Annotated in this window: 21 protein-coding genes; 12 read left to right on the top strand and 9 right to left on the bottom strand. The window is 60.2% G+C overall.

Annotation, left to right across the window (positions count from 1 at the left end; all coding sequences use genetic code 11):
* Positions 1-21 precede the first annotated feature (21 nt).
* Both B060_RS0102740 and lpxB read left to right on the top strand, forming a co-directional pair.
* On the top strand, positions 22-858 hold the full coding sequence (locus B060_RS0102740) for an LpxI family protein (protein WP_018080215.1): 837 nt from the start codon (positions 22-24) through the stop codon (positions 856-858).
* Positions 839-2,008, top strand: a complete 1,170-nt coding sequence (lpxB, locus tag B060_RS0102735) for a lipid-A-disaccharide synthase (protein WP_018080214.1) — start codon at positions 839-841, stop codon at positions 2,006-2,008. The genes B060_RS0102740 and lpxB overlap by 20 nt, the downstream gene beginning before the upstream one ends.
* A 120-nt stretch (positions 2,009-2,128) precedes the next feature.
* Here the strand turns inward: lpxB and gltA are convergent, their stop codons facing one another.
* Positions 2,129-3,418 (bottom strand): citrate synthase, encoded by a 1,290-nt coding sequence (gene gltA, locus B060_RS0102730; RefSeq protein ID WP_018080213.1) that lies wholly within the window; start codon positions 3,416-3,418, stop codon positions 2,129-2,131.
* Between the two features lie 93 nt (positions 3,419-3,511).
* Positions 3,512-4,921 carry a glutamate--tRNA ligase gene (gene gltX / locus B060_RS0102725; RefSeq protein WP_035422852.1) on the bottom strand — a complete coding sequence of 470 codons (1,410 nt, stop codon included), beginning with the start codon at positions 4,919-4,921 and terminating at the stop codon, positions 3,512-3,514.
* A gap of 206 nt (positions 4,922-5,127) precedes the next feature.
* Here gltX and B060_RS0102720 point away from each other — a divergent pair, with 206 nt between their 5' ends.
* Positions 5,128-5,775 (top strand): hypothetical protein, encoded by a 648-nt coding sequence (locus B060_RS0102720; RefSeq protein WP_155847529.1) that lies wholly within the window; start codon positions 5,128-5,130, stop codon positions 5,773-5,775.
* On the opposite strand, the gene lexA is transcribed toward B060_RS0102720, so the two are convergent.
* From lexA to B060_RS0102700, 4 genes are all read right to left on the bottom strand, one after another.
* Positions 5,772-6,470, bottom strand: coding sequence for a transcriptional repressor LexA (gene lexA, locus B060_RS0102715; protein ID WP_018080210.1), 699 nt, complete (start codon positions 6,468-6,470; stop codon positions 5,772-5,774). The genes B060_RS0102720 and lexA overlap by 4 nt on opposite strands.
* Positions 6,471-6,593: 123 nt before the next feature.
* Positions 6,594-7,385: an indole-3-glycerol phosphate synthase TrpC gene (gene trpC / locus B060_RS0102710; RefSeq protein ID WP_018080209.1), complete on the bottom strand. Its 792-nt coding sequence runs from the start codon at positions 7,383-7,385 to the stop codon at positions 6,594-6,596.
* Between the two features lie 82 nt (positions 7,386-7,467).
* On the bottom strand, positions 7,468-8,484 hold the full coding sequence (gene trpD / locus B060_RS0102705) for an anthranilate phosphoribosyltransferase (protein ID WP_018080208.1): 1,017 nt from the start codon (positions 8,482-8,484) through the stop codon (positions 7,468-7,470).
* Positions 8,477-9,070, bottom strand: a complete 594-nt coding sequence (locus B060_RS0102700) for an anthranilate synthase component II (RefSeq protein WP_018080207.1) — start codon at positions 9,068-9,070, stop codon at positions 8,477-8,479. The genes trpD and B060_RS0102700 overlap by 8 nt, the downstream gene beginning before the upstream one ends.
* A 157-nt stretch (positions 9,071-9,227) precedes the next feature.
* Between B060_RS0102700 and B060_RS0102695 the strand changes: the two genes are divergently transcribed.
* Positions 9,228-9,662, top strand: coding sequence for a hypothetical protein (locus B060_RS0102695; protein WP_155847530.1), 435 nt, complete (start codon positions 9,228-9,230; stop codon positions 9,660-9,662).
* A gap of 13 nt (positions 9,663-9,675) precedes the next feature.
* On the opposite strand, the gene trpE is transcribed toward B060_RS0102695, so the two are convergent.
* Together trpE and B060_RS0102685 are read right to left on the bottom strand one after the other, a co-directional pair.
* Positions 9,676-11,193, bottom strand: coding sequence for an anthranilate synthase component I (gene trpE, locus B060_RS0102690; protein WP_018080205.1), 1,518 nt, complete (start codon positions 11,191-11,193; stop codon positions 9,676-9,678).
* A complete protein-coding gene (locus tag B060_RS0102685; protein WP_018080204.1) occupies positions 11,190-13,133 on the bottom strand; it encodes a peptidylprolyl isomerase in 1,944 nt (647 codons plus the stop codon). Before B060_RS0102685 ends, trpE begins: the two co-directional genes overlap by 4 nt.
* Positions 13,134-13,406: 273 nt before the next feature.
* Here B060_RS0102685 and tpiA point away from each other — a divergent pair, with 273 nt between their 5' ends.
* The 7 genes from tpiA to B060_RS0102650 all read left to right on the top strand — a co-directional run bounded on the left by tpiA (position 13,407) and on the right by B060_RS0102650 (position 18,744).
* Complete coding sequence (tpiA, locus tag B060_RS0102680; RefSeq protein ID WP_018080203.1) at positions 13,407-14,156, top strand: triose-phosphate isomerase; 750 nt, start codon at positions 13,407-13,409, stop codon at positions 14,154-14,156.
* A gap of 236 nt (positions 14,157-14,392) precedes the next feature.
* The gene (gene secG, locus B060_RS23760) at positions 14,393-14,944 is read left to right on the top strand and encodes a preprotein translocase subunit SecG (protein WP_018080202.1); all 552 of its coding nucleotides are present in this window, start codon (positions 14,393-14,395) and stop codon (positions 14,942-14,944) included.
* Between the two features lie 101 nt (positions 14,945-15,045).
* Positions 15,046-16,680, top strand: a complete 1,635-nt coding sequence (locus B060_RS0102670; protein WP_018080201.1) for a CTP synthase — start codon at positions 15,046-15,048, stop codon at positions 16,678-16,680.
* 15 nt (positions 16,681-16,695) lie between these two features.
* Positions 16,696-17,082, top strand: coding sequence for a RidA family protein (locus tag B060_RS0102665; RefSeq protein WP_018080200.1), 387 nt, complete (start codon positions 16,696-16,698; stop codon positions 17,080-17,082).
* A 50-nt stretch (positions 17,083-17,132) separates the two neighbouring features.
* Positions 17,133-17,657, top strand: a complete 525-nt coding sequence (locus B060_RS0102660; protein ID WP_155847531.1) for a hypothetical protein — start codon at positions 17,133-17,135, stop codon at positions 17,655-17,657.
* A gap of 153 nt (positions 17,658-17,810) precedes the next feature.
* Positions 17,811-17,993 carry a 50S ribosomal protein L32 gene (gene rpmF / locus B060_RS0102655; protein ID WP_018080198.1) on the top strand — a complete coding sequence of 61 codons (183 nt, stop codon included), beginning with the start codon at positions 17,811-17,813 and terminating at the stop codon, positions 17,991-17,993.
* 238 nt (positions 17,994-18,231) lie between these two features.
* Positions 18,232-18,744, top strand: coding sequence for a hypothetical protein (locus B060_RS0102650; RefSeq protein ID WP_018080197.1), 513 nt, complete (start codon positions 18,232-18,234; stop codon positions 18,742-18,744).
* A gap of 73 nt (positions 18,745-18,817) precedes the next feature.
* Here the strand turns inward: B060_RS0102650 and B060_RS0102645 are convergent, their stop codons facing one another.
* Entirely contained in the window at positions 18,818-19,066 is a 249-nt protein-coding gene (locus tag B060_RS0102645) for a hypothetical protein (protein WP_155847532.1), read from the bottom strand.
* A 164-nt stretch (positions 19,067-19,230) separates the two neighbouring features.
* Between B060_RS0102645 and eno the strand changes: the two genes are divergently transcribed.
* Positions 19,231-20,508, top strand: coding sequence for a phosphopyruvate hydratase (eno, locus tag B060_RS0102640; protein WP_018080195.1), 1,278 nt, complete (start codon positions 19,231-19,233; stop codon positions 20,506-20,508).
* Positions 20,509-20,567 lie beyond the last annotated feature (59 nt).

Raw genomic sequence — 20,567 nt, 5'->3', positions numbered from 1 at the left:
CCCCGAAACAAAGGGCGACCCATGTCCAACAACAAACTTGCCCTGATCTCCGGTGGCGGCGCTCTGCCGGTCGAAGTCGCGCGCTACCTGAAACACATCGGTCGCCCCTACACGGTCGTACGCATCGAAGGCCTCTCCGATCCCGAACTCAACGATCATCCGGGGCAGGATTTAAGCCTTGGTGACTTCGCCAGACTCTTTCAGATTCTGGCCAACGAGCAGGTCAAGGCCGTCACCATGTGCGGTTACGTCCAGCGCCCCGATTTCGACACCATGCAAAAGAACCACGGCGCCCAGCACCTGCAAAGCATCCAGTCCGCCGGCCGTGGGGGGGACGACTCCCTGCTGCGTCAGGTCGCGCAGGTCATCGTCAGCCAGGGTTACCATATCGAAGGCGCTCACGAGGCCAATCCGGACCTGCTGATCGGCGTGGACCTGCAAGCCGGGCCAGACCCGTCTCCCGAGGCCATGGAGGACGCTCAGGAGGCCATGCGCGTGGCGGCGGCCATCGGTGCGCTCGATATCGGTCAGGCCGTCGTGGTGGCCGGTCGCATCACCCTGGCGGTCGAGGCGCAGGAGGGCACGCAACACATGCTGAGCCGTATCACCTCGCTCAATCCCGCCTTGCGCGGCACGCCCGACAAACGCAAGGGCGTGCTCGCCAAACTCGCCAAGCCCATTCAGGATCTGCGTCTTGATATGCCGACGATCGGCCTGCAAACGGTCGACGATGTCGCCAGCGCCGGCCTGTGCGGCATCGTGGCGCGTCGACACGCCCTGCTGATTGTCGATAAGGCAGCTGTCTACGCACGCGCAACCGAACTGGGAATTTTTATCTATGGCCACGATGAGCCCTAAACGCATCATGCTGGTGGCCGCCGAGGCCTCCGGCGACGCCCTGGGCGCCGGCCTGATCGCCGAACTGCGCGCACAGGCGCCCGAGGCCGATCTGACCTTCTTCGGCGTCGGCGGCTTCCGCATGGCTGAGCAGGGTGTGGTCAGCCCGTTCGATATCTCCGAACTCTCGATCCTCGGCCTGCTGGAAGGCCTGAAAGCCTATGGCCGTGTGATGAAGCGGGTCCATGAAACGGTCGCCTACGCACAGGCCGAACGCCCGGATGTGGTGATCCTGATCGATTCTTGGGGCTTCACACTGCGCGTGGCCACCGCGATCCGCAAGGTCATGCCGCACGTCAAGCTGATCAAATATGTCGGCCCGCAGGTCTGGGCAGCACGGCCGGGCAGGGCGAAGACTCTGGCGCAATCCGTCGATCTGCTTCTGGCCCTGCATCCGATGGACCCGCCGTTTTTCGAAGCCGCGGGTCTCAAAACCATCGTGGTCGGCAATCCGGCTTTGAGCATCGATTTCAATGACGCCGATCCGGTGACGTTCCGCGCCCGAATCGGCCTCGATAATGCACGGACGCTGCTGGTTTTGCTCGGTAGCCGGCCATCGGAGATCAAACGCCTGTCGCCGGTCTTCGCCGAGACGGTGGCTCGGCTTTCCGCCATCTATCCCGATCTGCGCCTGGTCATGCCGGTGGCCGACACCGTGCGCGAACTGGTCGAACGCCGCATCGCCGAATGGCCGGTCAGGCCGCTGCTGGTCTATGGCGAGGCCGACAAGCATTCGGCCATGCAGGCCGCCACCCTGGCCCTGGCGTGCTCCGGCACCGTCTCGACCGAACTGGCGCTGGCCGGCTGCCCCATGGTAATCGCCTACAAGGTCGAGCCGCTGACCTTCTGGATTTACAAACGCATTTCGACGCTGAAGCACGTCACTATGTTCAACATCATGGCCGACAGGCGCATAGCGCCTGAGTTCATTCAGCATGAAGCGACGGTCGAAAATCTGGTTCAGGCTGTGGATGAGCGACTGACAAATAAAGACATGCGAGACAATCAGGTAGCTGAACAGTTTAAGGCTTTGGATGCCATGGGGCGCGGCCAAAGACCAACCGCAGAAAAAGCCGCAGAGGCGGTGCTGGAATTTCTCAATCCTGAGTGATGGGGTTTGGGGGCAGTGCCCCCATAACCTGACCCCATCAAAGAAAAAGCCCCGCCGAATTGGCGAGGCTTTTTCTTTGAGCAGGAAAGACTTTGGGCCGCAGGCCCCAAACCCCATCACTTAGCCGCGTTGCGAGACCGGAATATAGTCGCGCTGACCGGAGCCGGTGTAGAGCTGGCGCGGACGGCCGATCTTCTGACCTGGATCCTCGATCATTTCCTTCCATTGGGCGATCCAGCCCACGGTGCGCGCCAGGGCGAACAGCACCGTGAACATGGTGGTCGGGAAGCCCATAGCCGACAAGGTGATGCCGGAATAGAAGTCGACGTTCGGATACAGCTTGCGCTCAATGAAGAACTCGTCGTTCAGCGCGATCTGCTCCAGCTCCTTGGCGACCTGGAACAAAGGATCGTTTGGATCGCCGACAGCGGCCAGCACTTCGTCAGCCGATTGCTTCATGACCGTCGCGCGCGGATCGTAGTTCTTGTACACGCGGTGACCGAAGCCCATCAGCTTGTACTTGCGGGCCTTGACGCCTTCGATGAACTCAGGAATGCGCTCAGGCGAGCCGATTTCCTTGAGCATGTTGAGCGCTTCTTCGTTAGCACCACCGTGCGACGGGCCCCAAAGGCAGGCGATGCCGGCGGCGATACAGGCGAACGGGTTGGCGCCCGACGAACCGGCCAGACGGACGGTCGAGGTCGAAGCGTTTTGCTCGTGGTCGGCGTGCAGGATGAAAATGCGGTCCATGGCCTTGGCCAGAACCGGGTTCACCACATACTCTTCGGCCGGCACGGCGAAGCACATGCGCAGGAAGTTTTCCGAATAGCTGAGCTTGTTCAGCGGATGCACAAAGGGCTGGCCGACGCTGTACTTGAAGGCGCGGGCGGCGATGGTCGGCATCTTGGCGATCAGACGGTGGGCCGAGATTTCGCGCTGCTTCAGATCGTGGATATCCAGGCTGTCGTGATAGAAGGCCGACAGGGCGCCGACAGCGCCGGTCATGATGGCCATCGGGTGGGCATCGCGGCGGAAGCCGGAGAAGAAACGGTCGAACTGCTCGTGCAGCATGGTGTGACGGGTGATCGTCGTCTCGAACTCCTCCGATTGCGCGGCAGTCGGCAGTTCGCCGTGCAGCAGCAGATAGCAGGTTTCTAGGAAGCTGGACTTTTCAGCCAGTTGTCCAATCGGATAACCGCGGTGCAGCAAAACGCCTTTGTCGCCATCGATAAAGGTGATCTTGCTTTCGCACGAGGCCGTGGAGGTGAAGCCCGGATCGTAGGTAAAGGCGTCGGTTTCGGCATACAGCTTGCGGATGTCGATGACGTCCGGTCCGAGCGTGCCCTTCATCACGGGGAGATCGACGGCCTTGCCTTCGAAATTGATTTGGGCTGGGTTAGTCTGGCTCATATTACGCTACCTCAGATAAGGTTTCGACCCTTGGCGGGGCCTGTGTGCGGCGCACCTAAAATCGGCGTCGCGCTTGCTATATAAACACTCCTTCTAAATGAAAAGCCCCCCTTTTAAGCGAAGGAGGCTCTCTTCGCGGCCAATAGAGGCCAAAAGTCTGGAAATATCCGGTGCGGGGTGTCCGGCAGAGAGAATTCCACGCAGTACAGGGCCGATCTTTCCGAAGCCAACACCTTCATTTTCAACGAAATTTTTCAATTGTCCGTCAATATAATCGGCATCCCAGTTGTCCCATAGCAACACATTTTCGTGAAGACGCTTGAGGCGAGAAATTGTTTCTTCTGTCAGCAGATTTTTTGTCTTTTCATCAAGCGGAACCGGCCCTTTCACCAACGCAAAATGCGCAGCCTGCGCCAATTGCACGATGGTCTGCGCGCGCTCCTTGACGAGGGGCAGGGTGCGGGTGAGGATTTCGCGTGTGTCCGGGGCTTCCTTGTGGCCGGTGCCGATCAACTCCGCCATGACCAGATTGACAAGGCGCGCATCATCAGCCACGCGAATCCAGTGGGCATTGACCGAGCCCAACTTGGCGAAATCGAGGCGCGCCGGCGCCTTGTTGATACCGCTGACATCGAACCATTCAATCGCCTGGGCGTCGTCGAAAATCTCGTCATCGCCATGCGACCAGCCAAGGCGTGTCAGGTAGTTGCGCATGGCTTCGGGCAGATAGCCCAGGCTCTGGTAATCGCCAACCGCCTGCGCCCCATGGCGTTTGGAGAGCTTGGCTCCATCGGGGCCATGGATCAGCGGAATATGTGCGAAGGTCGGCAGCTCCCAGCCAAAGGCCATATAGATCAGGCTCTGGCGCGCGGCATTGTTCAGGTGATCGTCGCCACGAATGACGTGGGTGATGCCCATATCATGATCATCGACCACGACAGCGAGGTTATAGGTCGGGTTGCCATCGGAGCGCAGCAGGATCAGGTCGTCCATGTCCTTGGTGTTGAAGGTGACGTCGCCCTGCACCGCATCGGGCACCACCAGGGCGTCGCCGAGCGGCCCCTTGAAGCGGATAACATGCGCTTGCTCCAGTTCGGCCCCAGTCGGCGTGCGGTCGCGCCATGGCGAGCGCAGGGCATGACCGGCCTCACGGGCGTCCTCGCGCGCCATTTCGGTTTCTTCCTGCGTCATGAAGCAGGCATAGGCCCGGCCCTTGGCCACCAGCTCGGCGACGGCCTGCTTGTGGCGCTTTTCGCGCGCATGCTGGAAGACCACGGTGTCGTCAGGCTTCAGCCCCAGCCAGTCGAGACCCTCAAAAATGGCGTCGACAGCCGCTACAGTTGAGCGTTCGCGGTCGGTGTCCTCGACGCGAATCAGGAACTTGCCGCCGGTATGTTTCGCATAAAGCCAGTTGAACAGGGCCGTGCGGGCGCCGCCGATATGCAGGTAGCCGGTCGGCGAGGGGGCGAAACGGGTGACGACTTGCGATTTTAGTTGGGTCATGGTCATTTATGGTCAGGGGGGAAGGTTTGTGAAGGTCTTATAGCTCTCTTTGCCGCGAACCCAAGGTCTTTCATCTTATTTTTGGGCACTTTGGGGCGATGTGCGTTTGAAATCCGCGATTATTTTCATCAAAAATCGCACGGTGGACGCGCTGAGCCTGCAGGCCGGGCGGCTGTTTTTGTGGCTGCCGGTCGCCATGGGGGGCGGTGCGGCCGCCTATCTCAGCCTGCTGTTCGAGCCGTCAGGGCTATGGGTGGGCCATCGAGTTTATCGGGCTGTTGTGGTTTTGTCTGGTGCGCGACAAGGCCCGATGGGCCGGTCTGCTGGCGATATGCGCTATCCTGTGGTGGCCGCGCGTGACGCCGCCGGATATCTGGATCGACCCTGAGGGCGGTAATGCGGCGATCCGCGCATCCGCTGGCGCACATGTGATGCGTGAGCGCGTGCGTCAGTATGGCTTAGAGCAATGGCGTGAGCACTATGGCCTGAGGTCTCAGGCTATCAGCGCGCGCGACGCCGACTATATCTGCAAGGGCTACGGCTGCACGCCTAAGTCTGAGGCCGCTATGAAGGTCGGCTTCTGGTTCAGGAACAAGCCGCCCAAGCCAGAGCGCTTGACGGAGCTATGTCAGATCAGCGATCTGGTGATCCTGCGCAGTCCGGTGGGTGACTGGCTGGATGAATGCGCTGGCGTCAACCGTATCAGCGCCGTTGACTTCCGCACGCTTGGCGCCATTGAACTAACGCGCCAGACGGATACGCAAAAGGGCTGGGAGATCAAGGCTGCCCAGCCCCTACGTGGTCATCGCTACTGGTCAAGCCCCTCGCAAGCCGAGGGCGATGCGGCCTATTAGTGATAGCGTCGCATCAGGCCGACCAGACGGCCCTGAACCTTGACTTGTCCATCGTTATAAATCTTGGTCTTGTAGTCAGGATTGGCGGCTTCAAGGGCAATCGAGCCGCCCTTCTTGCGCAGACGTTTCAGTGTGGCGGTGTCTTCATCGACCAGGGCCACAACGATTTCACCGGACTGTGCGGTATCGGTCTTCTTGATGACGACGAAATCGCCATTCAGAATGCCGGCATTGATCATCGAATCGCCTTCGATTTCGAGGATATAATGCTCACCGGCGCCGAGCAGGGCTTCGGGCACATGTATGCGGTCGCGTTCCTGCCCCATGGCTTCGATCGGCACACCGGCGGCGATTTTGCCCAGCAGCGGCAACTCGCGGGTGTCGTCATTGACGGGGGCGGAGCTTTCAAGCGGACGTGAGCCTTCAACCACTTGCGGCACAAAGGCCTGACGACCGCGCGGCGGTGCCGAGGCTGTGGCCTGATCGGGCATCTTGATGACTTCGAGCGCCCGGGCGCGGTGCGCCAGGCGGCGGATAAAGCCGCGTTCTTCCAGCGCCGTGATGAGGCGGTGGATACCTGATTTCGACGCCAGATCGAGCGCCTCTTTCATTTCATCGAACGATGGCGAGACGCCGCTTTCCTTGATGCGTTCGTGAATGAACATCAGGAGTTCGCGTTGTTTGGTCGTCAGCATAGAACACCTATTTCGCAATGCCTGTCTGCGTATTCGCAGAACAAGTCATGAACCTATAGCCGATGTTCTATATGTGTTCTTGTTAATGTCAAGCTAACGCCGCAAAAATTACCGCATTTTTGCTTAAATCGACAACAGGGTCCGCGTCGCTTCGGTGACATCGCCTTGGCGCATAAGGCTTTCGCCCACCAACATGGCGGTGGCGCCGGTGCGGGCCAGACGCTTGACGTCAAACGGCGTGAAGATACCGCTTTCAGCGACCAGAATATGCTCGGGCGTGACCATATGGGCCAGCTCTTCGGTCACGGCCAGGTCGACATGAAAATTTCTAAGATTACGGTTATTTACGCCAATCAGCTTTGATTTCAGTGTAAGCGCGCGGCGCATTTCTTCTGCGTCGTGAACCTCGACCAGAGCGTCCATGCCGTAGTGATGCGCGGTATCGATCAGATCGGCGGCGAGCGAATCATCAATCATCGCCATGATGACCAGGATGGCGTCGGCGCCCAGGCTGCGCGATTCGGTCACCTGCCAGGTATCGACGAGGAATTCCTTGCGGATACAGGGCAGGGACACCGCCCCGCGCGCCGACTGGAAGTGCGATTCGTGGCCCATGAAGCTTGGGTTATCGGTCAGGATCGACAGGCAACTCGCGCCACCGGCCTCATAACATTGCGCCAAGTAGTTCGGATCGAAATCTTCGCGAATCAAACCCTTGGAGGGGCTGGCCTTCTTGATCTCGGCGATCAGCGACAGCCCGCCCGGTTGCTGGTTGGCGACAAGGGCGCGGGCAAAGCCGCGCGTGGGGCCTGCAGCTTCTATCGCGGATTCGAGATCGTTCAGCGTCGTGTTGACGCGGCGCACGGCCACATCCTCACGCTTGTACGTGGCAATCTTCTCCAGAATATCCTGCATATCGTCTCCTTTGGCGGGTGTGGCGACACTATCATGTCGCGCCACGCCTTAGCCACTCAACACTTATGTTATAGGGGGGGCGTTATAGGGGCGGCGTCGTCCGGATCAGGGTGTCGAGCGCGGCTTTCGCCTTGCCGTCATCGATCACGGCCATGGCCAGGTCAACCCCTTCACGCAGCGTCTCGACCTTGTCGGCCACCAGGAAAGCGGCGGCGGCATTGAGGAGGACGATATCGCGGTAGGCGCTCTTTTTGCCATTGAGCAAGGCCAGAAGCTCCGCCGCATTATGCTCCGGTGCGCCGCCGGTGATATCGGCCAGCGCTGCGCGCGGCAGGCCCACGGCCTCCGGGGTGATCTTGAACAGGCGGACAAAGCCGTCACGCCATTCGGCCACGTCGGTTTCGCCGGTTGTGGTCAGTTCATCGAGGCCGGAACCATGCACCGACCACGCCTTCACGGCGCCAAGCTGGCCAAGCGCCTGCGCGATGGGTTCAACAAAGCGCGGCGAGGGTACGCCGACCACCTGACGTTTGGCGCCGGCCGGATTGCTGAGCGGACCCAGCAGGTTGAAAATGGTGCGGAAACCCAGCTGCTGCCGGATTGGCGAGACATGCTTCATGGCGCCGTGGTGCGACTGGGCGAACATGAAGCAGATGCCGGCCTCATCGAGCGCCGTGCGCTGTTGCTCCAGCGTCGCTTCAATATTGACGCCGATCGCCGCTAGCACATCGGCTGTACCGGACTTCGAGGTGATGGCGCGGTTGCCGTGCTTGGCCACTTTCAGCCCGCCACCGGCCGCCACGAAACCGACGGCGGTTGAAATATTCAGCGTGTGCAAGCCATCGCCGCCGGTGCCGCACACATCTATCACTTCGTAGGGATGGTCCAGATGGATGGCGGCCTTGCGCATGGCGCGGGCGCAGGCGGCGATTTCGCCGACCGTTTCGCCACGAATACGGATCGCGGTCACAGCCGCGGCCACCTGAGCCGGGGTTGGTTCGCCGCGCAGGCAGGCCGAGAAGAAGGACTCGGCGTCTTCTTCGTTCAGGGTGGTGCCGTCAGCCAGTTTCGACAGCAGGGGCTTGAAGGCGTCAGACATAGAGGTTGTGGTTCTCGATACCGGCGAGGTCGAGGAAGTTCGACAGCAACTGGTGACCGCCTTCGGTGGCGATCGATTCAGGGTGGAACTGGACGCCGTGGATCGGGCGCGTCTTGTGCTGCACGCCCATGATCTCGCCGTCTTCGGTCCAGGCGGTCACCTCCAGATCATCGGGCAGGGTTTCGCGCTTCACCGCCAGCGAGTGATAACGTGTCGCTGTAAATGGATTGGGCAAGTCCTTGAAAATGCCCTTGTTATTATGGTGTATCTGGCTGGTCTTGCCGTGCATCAAGGTCTTGGCGCGGATAACGTCGCCACCATAGGCCTGACCGATCGACTGGTGACCGAGGCAGACGCCCAGAACCGGCATGTCTTCGGGGGCGGCGCGCAGCAGCGGCAGGCAGATGCCGGCCTGATCGGGGGCGCAAGGGCCCGGCGACAGCAGGATGGCTTTCGGCGCCAGCGCCAGGGCGTCCTGAACGCTCAGTGCGTCGTTACGATAAACCTGCGTCTCCGCGCCAAGCTCGGCCAGATAATGGACGAGGTTGTAAGTGAAACTATCATAATTATCGATAACCAAGATCATTAAGGCCTCCGTAAGCGCAGTCTGGTAAGGTGTCTGTCACCCACTAACAACAGCGCGCCCACACATTCAGCATGTATCTAAGCAATTGCATCCGCCTTTCCAAGCCTAAACATCACAAGACTTTTGTGTCGTGGCAAATATCCGTAAGGTGCGGCGCATGACATCGATTCGTAACGGATTAGCGGACGCACAAACAACCGACCTGAGCGACGAGCGCCTTTACGAAGCCATGATGCTGCTCAACAGGCCGATGAAGAAGCGCGCCCCAGGTTATGTGCCGATCATTGCCTTGCTGGGTGTTGTCAGCGCCGGCATGTTTTTTACCTATACCATGACCCGTATGCCGATGAACGGCGCGGTCAATGCGGTCAAGGTGGCGTCGCTGAACTCTGACCGTCCAACGGACGGTGGGGCGATGCTGTCGGGGCTATCTGTGCCGCAAGGCCAGTCTCGTGCCGTAGATTTCCAGCTTTCGAGCGCTAAGCCGCCAGCAACCACCGAACAAACCGCCGGTATCGACCAGAACGAATTTGTCCGCGCCAAGATGGCCCTGGAGTCAGCGCCCCAGGAAACCATCAATCTAGATAATTAGTCTGGCTCGACAATTAGTTCTGGCTGTAGACGTAACGCCAGGCGTCCTGCGCGGCCTTGATGAGCGCGCCGGCCTTGTGGCAGGTTTCCTCATACTCGGTTTGCGGCACGCTGTCGGCCACCACGCCGGCGCCGGCCTGCACATAGATCATGCGATCCCTGAACAGGGCTGTGCGCAGCACGATGCAGACATCGACGCTGCCGCCGCTTGAAATATAGCCCGCACCACCGCCGTAAAGCACGCCGCGCTTGACGGATTCCAGTTCGTCGATGATCTCCATGGCGCGCACCTTGGGCGCACCAGAGAGCGTGCCGGCGGGCAGGGCGGCCAGGAGGGCATCGACCGCATCCAGATCATCCGGCGCATCGCCTTCGACATTGGAGACGATGTGCATGACGTGGCTGTAGCGCTCGATGACGAACTTTTCAGTGACACGCACAGACGCCGGCTTGGCCACGCGGCCGACATCGTTGCGACCCAGATCGAGCAGCATCAGGTGTTCGGAAAGCTCCTTCGGATCGGCCAGCAGTTCCAGTTCCAGCGCCTTGTCCTCGGCCGGCGTCTTGCCGCGGCGACGGGTGCCGGCGATCGGGCGGATCGTCAGCTTGCCGTCACGGATACGGACCAGAATTTCAGGCGACGAGCCGGCCAGCTGGAAATCGCCGAAGTTCAGATAGAACAGGTAGGGCGAAGGGTTGTGGCGACGGACGCTGCGATAGAAGGCGAACGGATCAAGGTTGAACGGCGCCTCGAAGCGATGGCTCGGCACGACCTGGAAGATATCACCGGCGGCGATATAGTCCTTGGCGCGCTCGACCATGCTGCCATAGCCCTGTGCCGAGGTCGGTGACGACAACGGTTCCTGATGGTGATCGGTGGCGGCGGGCTGGGCAGCCAGCGGCACGCGCAGGTCGGATTCCACAGCGTCAAGACGTGCGAGGGCACTGCTATAGGCATCCCGAGACGTCCGGCCGTCCGGCCAGACCGGGCTGGCGAGCAGGATCTCGTGCGCGACGTTATCGAAGACGCAGATCACCGACGGACGCACCAGACAGGCGTCGGGCAGGTTCAACGGATCGGGATTGCCGGCGCCGAGCGGTTCCATCAGGCGGATCAGGTCGTAGCCGAAGACGCCAAACAGGCCGGAGACCATGGGCGGCAGCCCTTCGGGGATATCCATCTTGTTGGCGGCCACAAGCGCGCGCAACGAATCGAGCGTCGGCTTGTCGTCCGGCGTGTAGATGCCCCGGGCGATGTCGCCGCCGATGGCCAGTTCGGCCTTGTCGCCGAAACAGCGCCACACCAGGTCAGGCGACAGGGTAAGGATCGAATAACGGCCGGAGAGCGCACCGCCCTCAACCGACTCGAACAGGAAGCTGAACGGGCGGTTGCACGACAGTTTCAGATAGGCCGAAACCGGGGTTTCCAGGTCATCGATCAGCTTGCGGCTGACGATATAGGGTTTGCCGGTGTCATACGCCTGGGTGAAGACGTCTTGGTTGGCGGTCAGGGAAGCGGCCTCGGCGATCACGGCTTGGCCTTTTCTGCGGGCTTCTTGTCATCCTTCTTGTCGGCCTTCGGATCGGCGGGCGTGATGCCCAGCGCCAGTTCGGCCGTGTTCGGATAGGTGGCGGTCTTGACCAGGGTGCGGGCTTCGGTGCGGTTGGTCGTGGCGATATCCTGCTGCACGCTCTGGGTCATTTGCGCGCGGACGGCGGTCGACATCATGTTGGCGCTGGAGACATCAGCCTGATGAACGGCGTCGATGCGACCAATGGCGATGTTCATCTGGTTAATTGGCGCATTGAAGGTTTCGCCCGCCTTGCCGGCGAAGACGCGACCGAGCACAGGGTTCGGCAGGCCGGATTGCTGTGCCGTGGCGCGGCTTAAGCCCGGGAACTGACGGACCGGCGCTTTCAGGCTGGCGGCGACGGCAGCGAAGGACTCACCTTTGTTGAGACGGGCCGAGGCTTCAGACGCCTTGGTCTGAATGGCGGCACCGACCTTTTCGGCCATCCAGTACTGTGCCAGTTCGTTTTTGATCTGGGCGAAAGGCGGGGCACCGGCGGGCTTCACGGCATCAAGGCGGACGGCGAAATACTGGCCTTCGCCGAGTTCTTCAACGTCCGAGGCCGAACCGGCCGACGGCAGGTCGTAGATCGCCTTCACCAGGGTGGTGTAATTGCCATAGTTGGCGCGCGGATTGTTGGTCTGGCCATCGGCGGTCATCGGCTCAAGCTTGACGACGGTCAGGCCCAGTTCCTTGGCGGTGGCGTCGAAATTCTTGCCGGCGCGGATGGCATCAGAGAAAGCGTTCGAATCTTTGTTGACGCGGTTGGCTGCCTCTTCCTTGAGGTAGTCCTGAACCAGTTGGGCATGTACGCTGTCATAAGATGGGGTCGAACCGGTCTTGATCTCGCCCATCTTGATGACGGCGTAGCCGAGTTCGCCCTGAATGGCGCCGGAAACATCACCGGTCTTGAGCGCGAAGGCGGCATTGCCGATCTTGGCGTCGGGCACGGCGGTCTTGGGCTTCAGGTCATAGGTGATGACCTGACCCTTGTTGGCCTTGGCGGCGTCTTCAGGCGTCTTGCCGGCTTTCAGGGCGCTGGCGATGGCGTTGGCGTCGCCGGCGTTCTGGGCGGTCACTTGCACGAAGCTGCGGGTTTCCGGCGCGGCCAGGGTGGCGAGGCGGGCATCATAGAGCTTGCGGACGGCGGCTTCGTCAACCTTGATGTCCTTGTAGTTGTCGACGGCGAAACGGACCACCGAGGCCTGACGCAGTTCAGGCATCTGCAATTGCGGCAGGCGCGCGGTGTAGAAGGCGTTCAGATCGGCTTCTGTCGGCGGGGCGGGCAGGATGATGTTCGACTGATTGACCACGAACAGGCTGGCGTCGCGGTTTTGCAGGGTCACTGCGGCTTCGGCGGCGGCATAGATACGCGGCGCCTTGAAGCCGGCGACGGCGGCGGACAGATACTGCTGACCGGCGATTTCGTCCGACATATTCTCCTCGAACGACTTTTCAGTCATGTTGTTGCGCGCCAGCAACTGACGATAGGTGTCCTTGTCGAAACGGCCGGTGACGCTGTTGAAGAAGGCGGGGATCTTGCCGATTTCAGCGACGATCATCTTGGCCGATGGTTTGATGCCAAGCGAATCAAGCCAGGCGGCAAACGCCGTCTCGTCGGCCATCTGGTTCAGCAGGCGAATATGGGCGCCGGCGGCGACATATTCTTCGTTGGTGAAGGTCTGTCCCTTGTTTTCCTTGGGATAGTTTTCCTTGATAATTTCAAATCGGCTCTTGAAATCGTTGGAGCTGATCTCGCGCTTGCCGGCGGTGACAACATCGTTGCCGCCCATTTTGTTGAAGGCGTCGCGCAGGCCGAAAACGGCGAACGACGCAATCAAAAGCACCATCAGGCCTTTAAAGAACCATGACTTGGTAAATTCGCGGAAGGCGGTGATCATCGCTTTATGTATCCTGTAGACGCAAAAGTAGCCGGCACGCTTTTTTGGCGCACGCGCGCAGATATGGTGGTGTCTTACGGCACGAATAAGGCTGTTACAAAGGGAAATTGTGACTTTCAAGGATTTTCTTGGCAAGTTTTCCTTGGCTTGGCTGCCAGCCTCAGTCTATGTTTTCTACGCTGCGAACACACCGCCGGCGCAACAGGGCCTCACCAGAAGGCGCGTGCGCTGACCGGACGCAGACCTGAAATGCCAGCCCCAAAAAGAATGATAATGCCACAAACCCACCTGATCGCGGCCAATTGGAAGATGAACGGCGTCAAGGCGTCGCTCCCGATCGCCCGCACCATTGCCGAACAAAGCCGCGGGCTCCAGGCGCGCGTCGCCCTGTTTCCGCCGGCCACCTTGTTGCCGCTGATGGCCGATGTCCTGCAAGGTACGGACATTGTCCTGGGTGGGCAGGATTGCCACCACGCCGATTCAGGCGCCTATACTGGTGATATCTCGGCTCCCATGCTGAAAGACGCCGGCGCTTCCATGGTTATTCTGGGGCATTCCGAGCGCCGCCATGGTCATCTGGAGCCGTGTGCCCTGGTGGCGCGCAAGTCGCTGGCGGCTTTGCGCGCCGGGCTGGAACCGATCATCTGCATCGGCGAAACCCTTGACCAGCGTCAGGCCGGCCTGACGATTCCCGTGCTGTCGCGCCAATTGGCGGATAGTGTGACGAGCGACCTGAAAGGTCAGGCGTTTCATGTGTCGTATGAGCCGGTCTGGGCCATCGGCACCGGGCTTGTGGCGTCGGACGCGCAGATTCTTGAAGCCTTCGCCCTGATCCGGGAGCATCTCGACAAGCATTTCGGCACGAATGCGCCGCAGGTTCTTTATGGCGGCTCGGTCAAGGCTTCCAATGCGGCGCACCTGCTGGCGCTGGAAGGCGTTGGCGGCGCGCTGGTCGGCGGTGCGTCCCTGACGGTCGAGGACTTTATGCCGATCATTAGGGCCGCCGATACGGCACCGGTGTAATAAAGCAGAGATGACGAGAACCTTGAACGGCTTTTGCCCTCAAACCGATGAAGCGGCAGGGCATAAAAAATGCGCCCCCTTGTAATCGTCCGCCTGCATCATATTTCTGTTGTGCAATCCAAGACCCCTATGGCCATTCGCGCCGGAGGATGCTAAGGGCGTGCGACTTCTCATCCGAGCGACCGGTAACGGGCGCTTTCCGCGAAAAAGATTATAGAAGAACCTAAAGACCCGACATGCTGTTTTATATACTTTTGACCGTCCAAATCATCGTCAGCGTCTCCATGGCGGGCCTGATTCTCATCCAGCGCTCCGAAGGCGGCGCGCTCGGCATGGGCGGCGGACCTTCGGGCTTCATGTCGGCCCGCGGCGCAGGCAATCTTCTGACCAAGGCGACCGCGATCCTGGCTTTTATCTTCTTCGCCAATTCCATTGGCCTGACCATTGTCGGCAACTATTCACAAAAGACGACCTCGGCCGTCGATAAGGTGGATACGACCGGCCTGACGATCGACAAGTCGGCACAACCGGCAGCGCCCGCCGCCGCGCAAACCAGCTCGGCCGCGCCTTCGCTGAGCGATCTGCCCCTGGCCGGTGCTCCGGCGCCTGCAACGGCCACGCCGCAACAACAGACACAACCCTCCGCTTCCAAGCCCGCAGCCCTGCCGGCACCGCTCAAGCTGCCGGCCAATCCGGCGGCTTCGTCAGCGGCGTCCTCGAAGCAGGTCGAGAAGGCCAAGGAAGGCATCTGGCAGTCTTCGGCGGCTTCGTCATCGGCTTCGCGTTAAGCGTTTTTTTTGGGCTCACGCCCACACTAATACACACTGTTTTCGGCCCATGGAGTGCTAAGCTCCGTGGGTCATCTCTAATTTTATGGTAAGAGTCTGATATGGCCCGTTTCGTTTTCATCACTGGCGGGGTGGTTTCCTCGCTTGGCAAGGGCTTGGCGTCGGCGGCTCTGGGGGCATTGCTCCAGGCCCGGGGCTTCAAGGTGCGACTCCGCAAGCTGGACCCCTATCTGAACGTCGATCCGGGCACGATGTCGCCTTATCAGCACGGCGAAGTCTTCGTCACCGACGATGGCGCCGAAACCGACCTTGACCTCGGCCACTATGAGCGCTTTACCGGCGTCAACGCCCGCAAGACCGACAACATCACTACCGGCCGCATCTATTCCAACATCATCGAGAAAGAACGCCGTGGCGATTATCTCGGCGCGACCGTGCAGGTGGTGCCGCACGTCACCGACCAGATCAAACAGTTCGTGGTGTCCGATCAGGGCGACGCCGACTTTATCCTTGTCGAAATCGGCGGTACGGTCGGCGATATCGAAGGCCTGCCGTTCTTTGAAGCCATCCGCCAGCTTGGCCAGGAACTGCCGCGCCGCCAGTGCTGCTTCATCCATCTGACTTTGTTGCCGTTCGTCAAGACGGCCGGCGAGATGAAGACCAAGCCGACCCAGCACTCGGTGAAAGAACTACGCTCGATCGGCATTCAGCCTGATATCCTGCTGTGCCGCTGCGAACAGGAAATCCCCGCCGAAGAACGCCGCAAGATCGGCCTGTTCTGTAATGTCCGCGAAACCGCCGTCATTCAGGCGATGGATTCCGACAATATCTACGCCGTGCCGATCGATTACCACAAGCAGGGCCTTGATACCGAAGTGCTGAGCGTGTTCGGTATCGAAGACGCCAAGGCGCCGGATCTCGCCATGTGGAAGGACATCACCCAGCGCTATGCCTATCCGGACGGGGAAGTCTCCATCGCCGTAGTCGGCAAGTACACCGTGCTCAAGGACGCCTACAAGTCGCTGATCGAAGCGCTCTATCACGGCGGCATGGCCAACAATGTGCGCGTCCGCATCGACTGGGTTGAATCGGAGACCTTTGAAGGTGCGCCGGATGCGGTGATCGAACGCCTTGAGAACGTCCATGCCATTCTGGTGCCCGGCGGCTTCGGTGAACGCGGCGCACTTGGCAAGATTGAAGCGGCGCGATTTGCCCGAGAGAACAATGTGCCCTATTTCGGCATCTGTTTCGGTATGCAGATGGCGGTGCTGGAAACGGCGCGCCACCTGGCCGGCATCAAGGAAGCCTCATCGACCGAATTTGGCCTCACCACCGAGCCGGTGGTCGGCCTGATGACCGAATGGCTGAACGGTAACGAACTGACCCAGCGCGCCGCCGGAGGCAATCTCGGCGGCACGATGCGTCTGGGCGCTTTCGAGGCCAAGCTCAAGGAAGGCTCCAAGGTCGCGGAAATCTATGGCGGCGTCGACGTATCCGAGCGTCACCGTCACCGTTACGAAGTCAACCGCGACTATATCGAGCGTCTGGAAGACTGCGGTCTTCGCTTCTCCGGCATGTCGCCCGATGGCCTCCTGCCGGAAATCGTCGAGCGCCCGGAGCATCCGTGGTTTATCGGCGTGCAGTATCACCCGGAACTCAAAAGCCGCCCCTTCGCGCCGCACCCGTTGTTCCAGAGTTTCATCGCCGCCGCCAAGGTGCGCTCGCGTCTCGTCTAAACTGAGGATTTACACATGACCCGCCAATTGATCACGTCCGGTTCGCCTTTCGAGGGCGAAATCGGTTTCTCCCGCGCCGTTCGTTCGGGTAACCGCATCGAAGTGTCGGGCACAGCGCCGGTTGTAGACGGCCAGACTGCCGGTGTCGGTGACTGCTACGCCCAGACCAAGGCCGCACTTGGCATCATCGTCAAGGCGGTGGAAGACGCCGGCGGCAAGGCCTCCGACATCATCCGCACCCGCATCTTCCTGACCGACATGTCGCTGTGGAAAGATGCCGCCAGGGCGCACGGGGAAATCTTCGGCGAGATTCGTCCGGCCTCCAGCTTCATCGGCACAAGCGGCCTGATCAATCCGGAATGGCTGGTCGAGATCGAAGCCTCGGCCCAGATCGAAGGCTAGACATGACAAATCTGCCCTTTGCGCTATATTGGCGCAAAAGGGTGGGTATCATGACACTGAAGGACGAGCTTGGGCTGTTGCCGCGCTTCCTCTATATACTGGTTGGCGTCATGCTGGCCGCGGCGGCTATTGCCAGTGATTATAGCGACTGGGCGCTGATCGAAGCCGGCAAGATGCCGCCGTTCGGCTTTATCCTGATGAATATGATCGCCCTGCCGCTGGCACTCGGCATTGTCCTGTGGGCCTGTGTCGGGCGCCACCGTGAATGGCATATCGGCGATGGCCATATCCGCATACGTCTGCTCAGTCTGACCTCGTGGCGCAAAACCCATCATATCATGGCGGAGGATATCCGCGACGTCGCGCAGCATAGTTATGACCATGAGCGCAAGGGCAGCCGTGTGACGCATGGTCTGATCGTGACCCTGAAAGACGGCCGCCGGCTGATCTCGCCGAAAAGCCATGACGAAAAACGGCTGGAAATGGCTCGCTTGCATATCGAAAGCGTTATGCGAAGTCCGTTGCCGGATAACGATCCACTAGCGCAGGCCATGAACGCCAATGGCCTTTCCTGACTATGACGGACCAAAAAGTGCAATTGGTGCTTGATCAGGCGGGGAACATGAGGCATAAGGCGCGCCTTCTGACTCACTTCGTGTGCGTCGCCACCCTATTTTGTGCCTGATTGCCTTTCTGGTTCGGGCCCTTGACTTGAGAGAGACACGGAAATGGCCGTTCCTAAGCGTAAAGTTTCGCCCTCACGCCGCAATATGCGTCGTTCGCATGATGCGCTGGGCCCCAATGCCTATACCGAAGACAAGGACACCGGCGAACTGCGCCGTCCTCACCATGTCGATCTGAAGACCGGCATGTATAAGGGCCGTCAGGTTATTACGCCGAAGAAGGACTAAGCTGTATCAGCTTAGCTCAAGCCGTTTAATAAAAATGGCGGCAAAATAAAAAGCAGAAATTTGAACGCGGTTTCGGAAACGGAACCGCGTTTTTTCGTGCGCCTTAAGCCGGTATGACTTCGCTTGAAACGATCGCAGGGGCCATGGTTTCGCCAAAAAGGTCGATCAGGACTGTTAGCCCTGAGTTGATGATCTGGCAGCAAACCTGATTGAGCCAAGGCTGCCGATAGGAGTTTACATGTTTGTTGCTATGCTCACGGCCGCGGCCTTAAGCGCTTCGGCCTATCCCGATCCGATCGCCCCCGCGGCCAGGGGCCAGATGCAGTGCTATTCGCCCAATACGGCGGCGAAGTCGTGCAAGTCGCTGGCGATCTACACGGCGAAGGGTAACGGCACCTTCGCCAATACCGTCATCGTGCTGGTAAAGGCATCGCCTGTGACTCTTCTCGAGACGGTCGCCGATGTCACTATGCGCGATGGTGCTGTCTGCGGCGCCATTACCGAAGCCAATATCCGTACCGCCAAACTGAGCGCCAACGCGCAGGCCGTACCGCCCGAACAGGCCGCGCCGTTTATGGAACAACTGGTGACAGCGCTCACGCCTGTGCTAGATCGTGACATCTGCACGCGCTACGAAGGTCCAGGCCCGCTGCTGACCGCCAAGGCGACGATGGACGGTGTGCCACAGCCCGACGATGACCAGACCGTCCTGTGGGTCAGCGCCAGCGATGGTTATGCGGTGAAGCCTTAAGGCTCATCGGGCTCGATCCAGACCGGCGCGTGGTAGCAGGGTGGTATTGATGCCGTTGACGCTGAAGGTGGCGTCACACGCCGGTTGAAATGGCTGCCGCCGCATCCGGCACCTTTTCCAGTTCGCCGCGCGGCACATTGCCGACCGGAAAGCGGTCATCATCCCACACGACATAGACGGTCTGCGGTGTATCCTTGCGGGCCTCCTTGTCGGACACAACAATATCGTCGTCTTGCGGATTAATGTTGACGGTACCGAGGCCCTTTTCGGTATGGCTGACGCGGTCGCCGTCCTTTAGATACTCAGTGGTTTCTTCGGTCATGTCCGTCTCCATAAAGGATTGTCAAGTCAGTCTGGAGGGCGGCCTGTAAGGATTCAATTCGCCGCCATGCCGAGATGGTTTCAGGCCGCGCTTGTCATCGGCGGCGCACCTCGCTATAGCAGCCCTGCAAAATCCTATGATCGTCTCATATAGCAGGACTCCCCATGCCCGAAATCATTGACATCGTCGCCCGCGAAATCCTCGACTCCCGTGGCAATCCCACGGTTGAAGTCGATGTCACCCTCGATGATGGCTCGTTCGGCCGCGCCGCCGTGCCCTCCGGCGCCTCGACCGGTGCCCACGAAGCCACCGAGCTGCGCGACGGTGACATGAAGCGTTACGGCGGTAAGGGCGTCCGCAAGGCGGTTGATGCCGTCAACGGCGAAATCTTTGAAGCCATCGCCGGCTTTGAAGCGCTCGACCAGCGCCGTCTCGATCAGGCCCTGATCAATCTCGATGGCACGCCCAACAAGTCGCGCCTCGGCGCCAATGCCATCCTCGGCGTATCGCTGGCCGTCGCCCGCGCCGCCGCTCAGGCCTCAGGCCTGTCGCTCTACAAGTACGTCGGCGGCCTCGGCGCCCGCGTGCTGCCGGTGCCGCTGATGAACATCATCAATGGCGGCGCGCACGCTGACAACCCCATCGACATCCAGGAATTCATGATCGTGCCGGCCGGCGCCGAATCGTTCTCGGAAGCCCTGCGCATGGGCGCGGAAATCTTCCACGCGCTGAAGAAGGGCCTGAAGGCCGCTGGTCACAACACCAATGTCGGCGATGAGGGCGGTTTCGCCCCGAACCTCGCTTCGGCCGAAGATGCGCTCACTTTCATTATGAAAGCGGGCGAACAGGCGGGCTACAAGGCCGGTTCGGACTTCTGGCTGGCGCTCGACGTCGCCTCGACCGAGTTCTTCAAGGATGGCAAGTATCATCTGGAAGGTGAGGGCAAGGTTCTGACGCCGGTCGAGATGGTTGATTACCTGGAAAACCTGGCCAACAAGTTCCCGATCTGCTCGATCGAAGACGGCATGTCGGAAGACGATTACGAAGGCTGGAAGGAACTGACCGAGCGCCTCGGCGATCGCATCCAACTGGTCGGCGACGATCTCTTCGTCACCAATCCTGATCGTCTGGAAACCGGCATTGTCGAGGGCATGGCCAACTCGATCCTTGTCAAGGTCAACCAAATCGGCACGCTTTCGGAAACCATGGACGCCGTCGATATGGCGCACCGTGCCGGTTACACCTCGGTGATGTCGCACCGTTCGGGCGAAACCGAGGATTCGACCATCGCCGACCTGGCCGTGGCCATGAACTGCGGTCAGATCAAGACCGGTTCGCTGGCCCGTTCGGACCGCACCGCCAAGTACAACCAGCTTCTGCGCATCGAAGCGCAACTCGATGACGAAGCGGTTTACGCCGGCGTGTCGGTTATCCGCTGTTAAGTTATGGGGTTTGGGGCCCGTGGCCCCAAGTCTTCATCTCTTTCAAAAGAAAAGCCCGG

Source organism: Asticcacaulis benevestitus DSM 16100 = ATCC BAA-896 (genome assembly GCF_000376105.1).
Lineage (GTDB): Bacteria > Pseudomonadota > Alphaproteobacteria > Caulobacterales > Caulobacteraceae > Asticcacaulis > Asticcacaulis benevestitus.
This window is presented reverse-complemented; position numbering and strand designations above follow the sequence as displayed.

Bases quoted from the DNA above. Each gene is read 5' to 3' on its own strand.
- lexA (WP_018080210.1), bottom strand. From the start codon at position 6,470: ATGCTGACGACCAAACAACGCGAACTCCTGATGTTCATTCACGAACGC.
- lpxB (WP_018080214.1), top strand. From the start codon at position 839: ATGGCCACGATGAGCCCTAAACGCATCATGCTGGTGGCCGCCGAGGCC.
- B060_RS0102645 (WP_155847532.1), bottom strand. From the start codon at position 19,066: ATGACCGAAGAAACCACTGAGTATCTAAAGGACGGCGACCGCGTCAGC.
- trpD (WP_018080208.1), bottom strand. From the start codon at position 8,484: ATGTCTGACGCCTTCAAGCCCCTGCTGTCGAAACTGGCTGACGGCACC.
- B060_RS0102685 (WP_018080204.1), bottom strand. From the start codon at position 13,133: ATGATCACCGCCTTCCGCGAATTTACCAAGTCATGGTTCTTTAAAGGC.
- B060_RS0102740 (WP_018080215.1), top strand. From the start codon at position 22: ATGTCCAACAACAAACTTGCCCTGATCTCCGGTGGCGGCGCTCTGCCG.
- gltA (WP_018080213.1), bottom strand. From the start codon at position 3,418: ATGAGCCAGACTAACCCAGCCCAAATCAATTTCGAAGGCAAGGCCGTC.
- B060_RS0102700 (WP_018080207.1), bottom strand. From the start codon at position 9,070: ATGATCTTGGTTATCGATAATTATGATAGTTTCACTTACAACCTCGTC.
- tpiA (WP_018080203.1), top strand. From the start codon at position 13,407: ATGCCACAAACCCACCTGATCGCGGCCAATTGGAAGATGAACGGCGTC.
- trpC (WP_018080209.1), bottom strand. From the start codon at position 7,385: ATGCAGGATATTCTGGAGAAGATTGCCACGTACAAGCGTGAGGATGTG.
- B060_RS0102695 (WP_155847530.1), top strand. From the start codon at position 9,228: ATGACATCGATTCGTAACGGATTAGCGGACGCACAAACAACCGACCTG.
- eno (WP_018080195.1), top strand. From the start codon at position 19,231: ATGCCCGAAATCATTGACATCGTCGCCCGCGAAATCCTCGACTCCCGT.
- rpmF (WP_018080198.1), top strand. From the start codon at position 17,811: ATGGCCGTTCCTAAGCGTAAAGTTTCGCCCTCACGCCGCAATATGCGT.
- B060_RS0102665 (WP_018080200.1), top strand. From the start codon at position 16,696: ATGACCCGCCAATTGATCACGTCCGGTTCGCCTTTCGAGGGCGAAATC.
- secG (WP_018080202.1), top strand. From the start codon at position 14,393: ATGCTGTTTTATATACTTTTGACCGTCCAAATCATCGTCAGCGTCTCC.
- B060_RS0102660 (WP_155847531.1), top strand. From the start codon at position 17,133: ATGACACTGAAGGACGAGCTTGGGCTGTTGCCGCGCTTCCTCTATATA.
- B060_RS0102670 (WP_018080201.1), top strand. From the start codon at position 15,046: ATGGCCCGTTTCGTTTTCATCACTGGCGGGGTGGTTTCCTCGCTTGGC.
- gltX (WP_035422852.1), bottom strand. From the start codon at position 4,921: ATGACCCAACTAAAATCGCAAGTCGTCACCCGTTTCGCCCCCTCGCCG.
- B060_RS0102650 (WP_018080197.1), top strand. From the start codon at position 18,232: ATGTTTGTTGCTATGCTCACGGCCGCGGCCTTAAGCGCTTCGGCCTAT.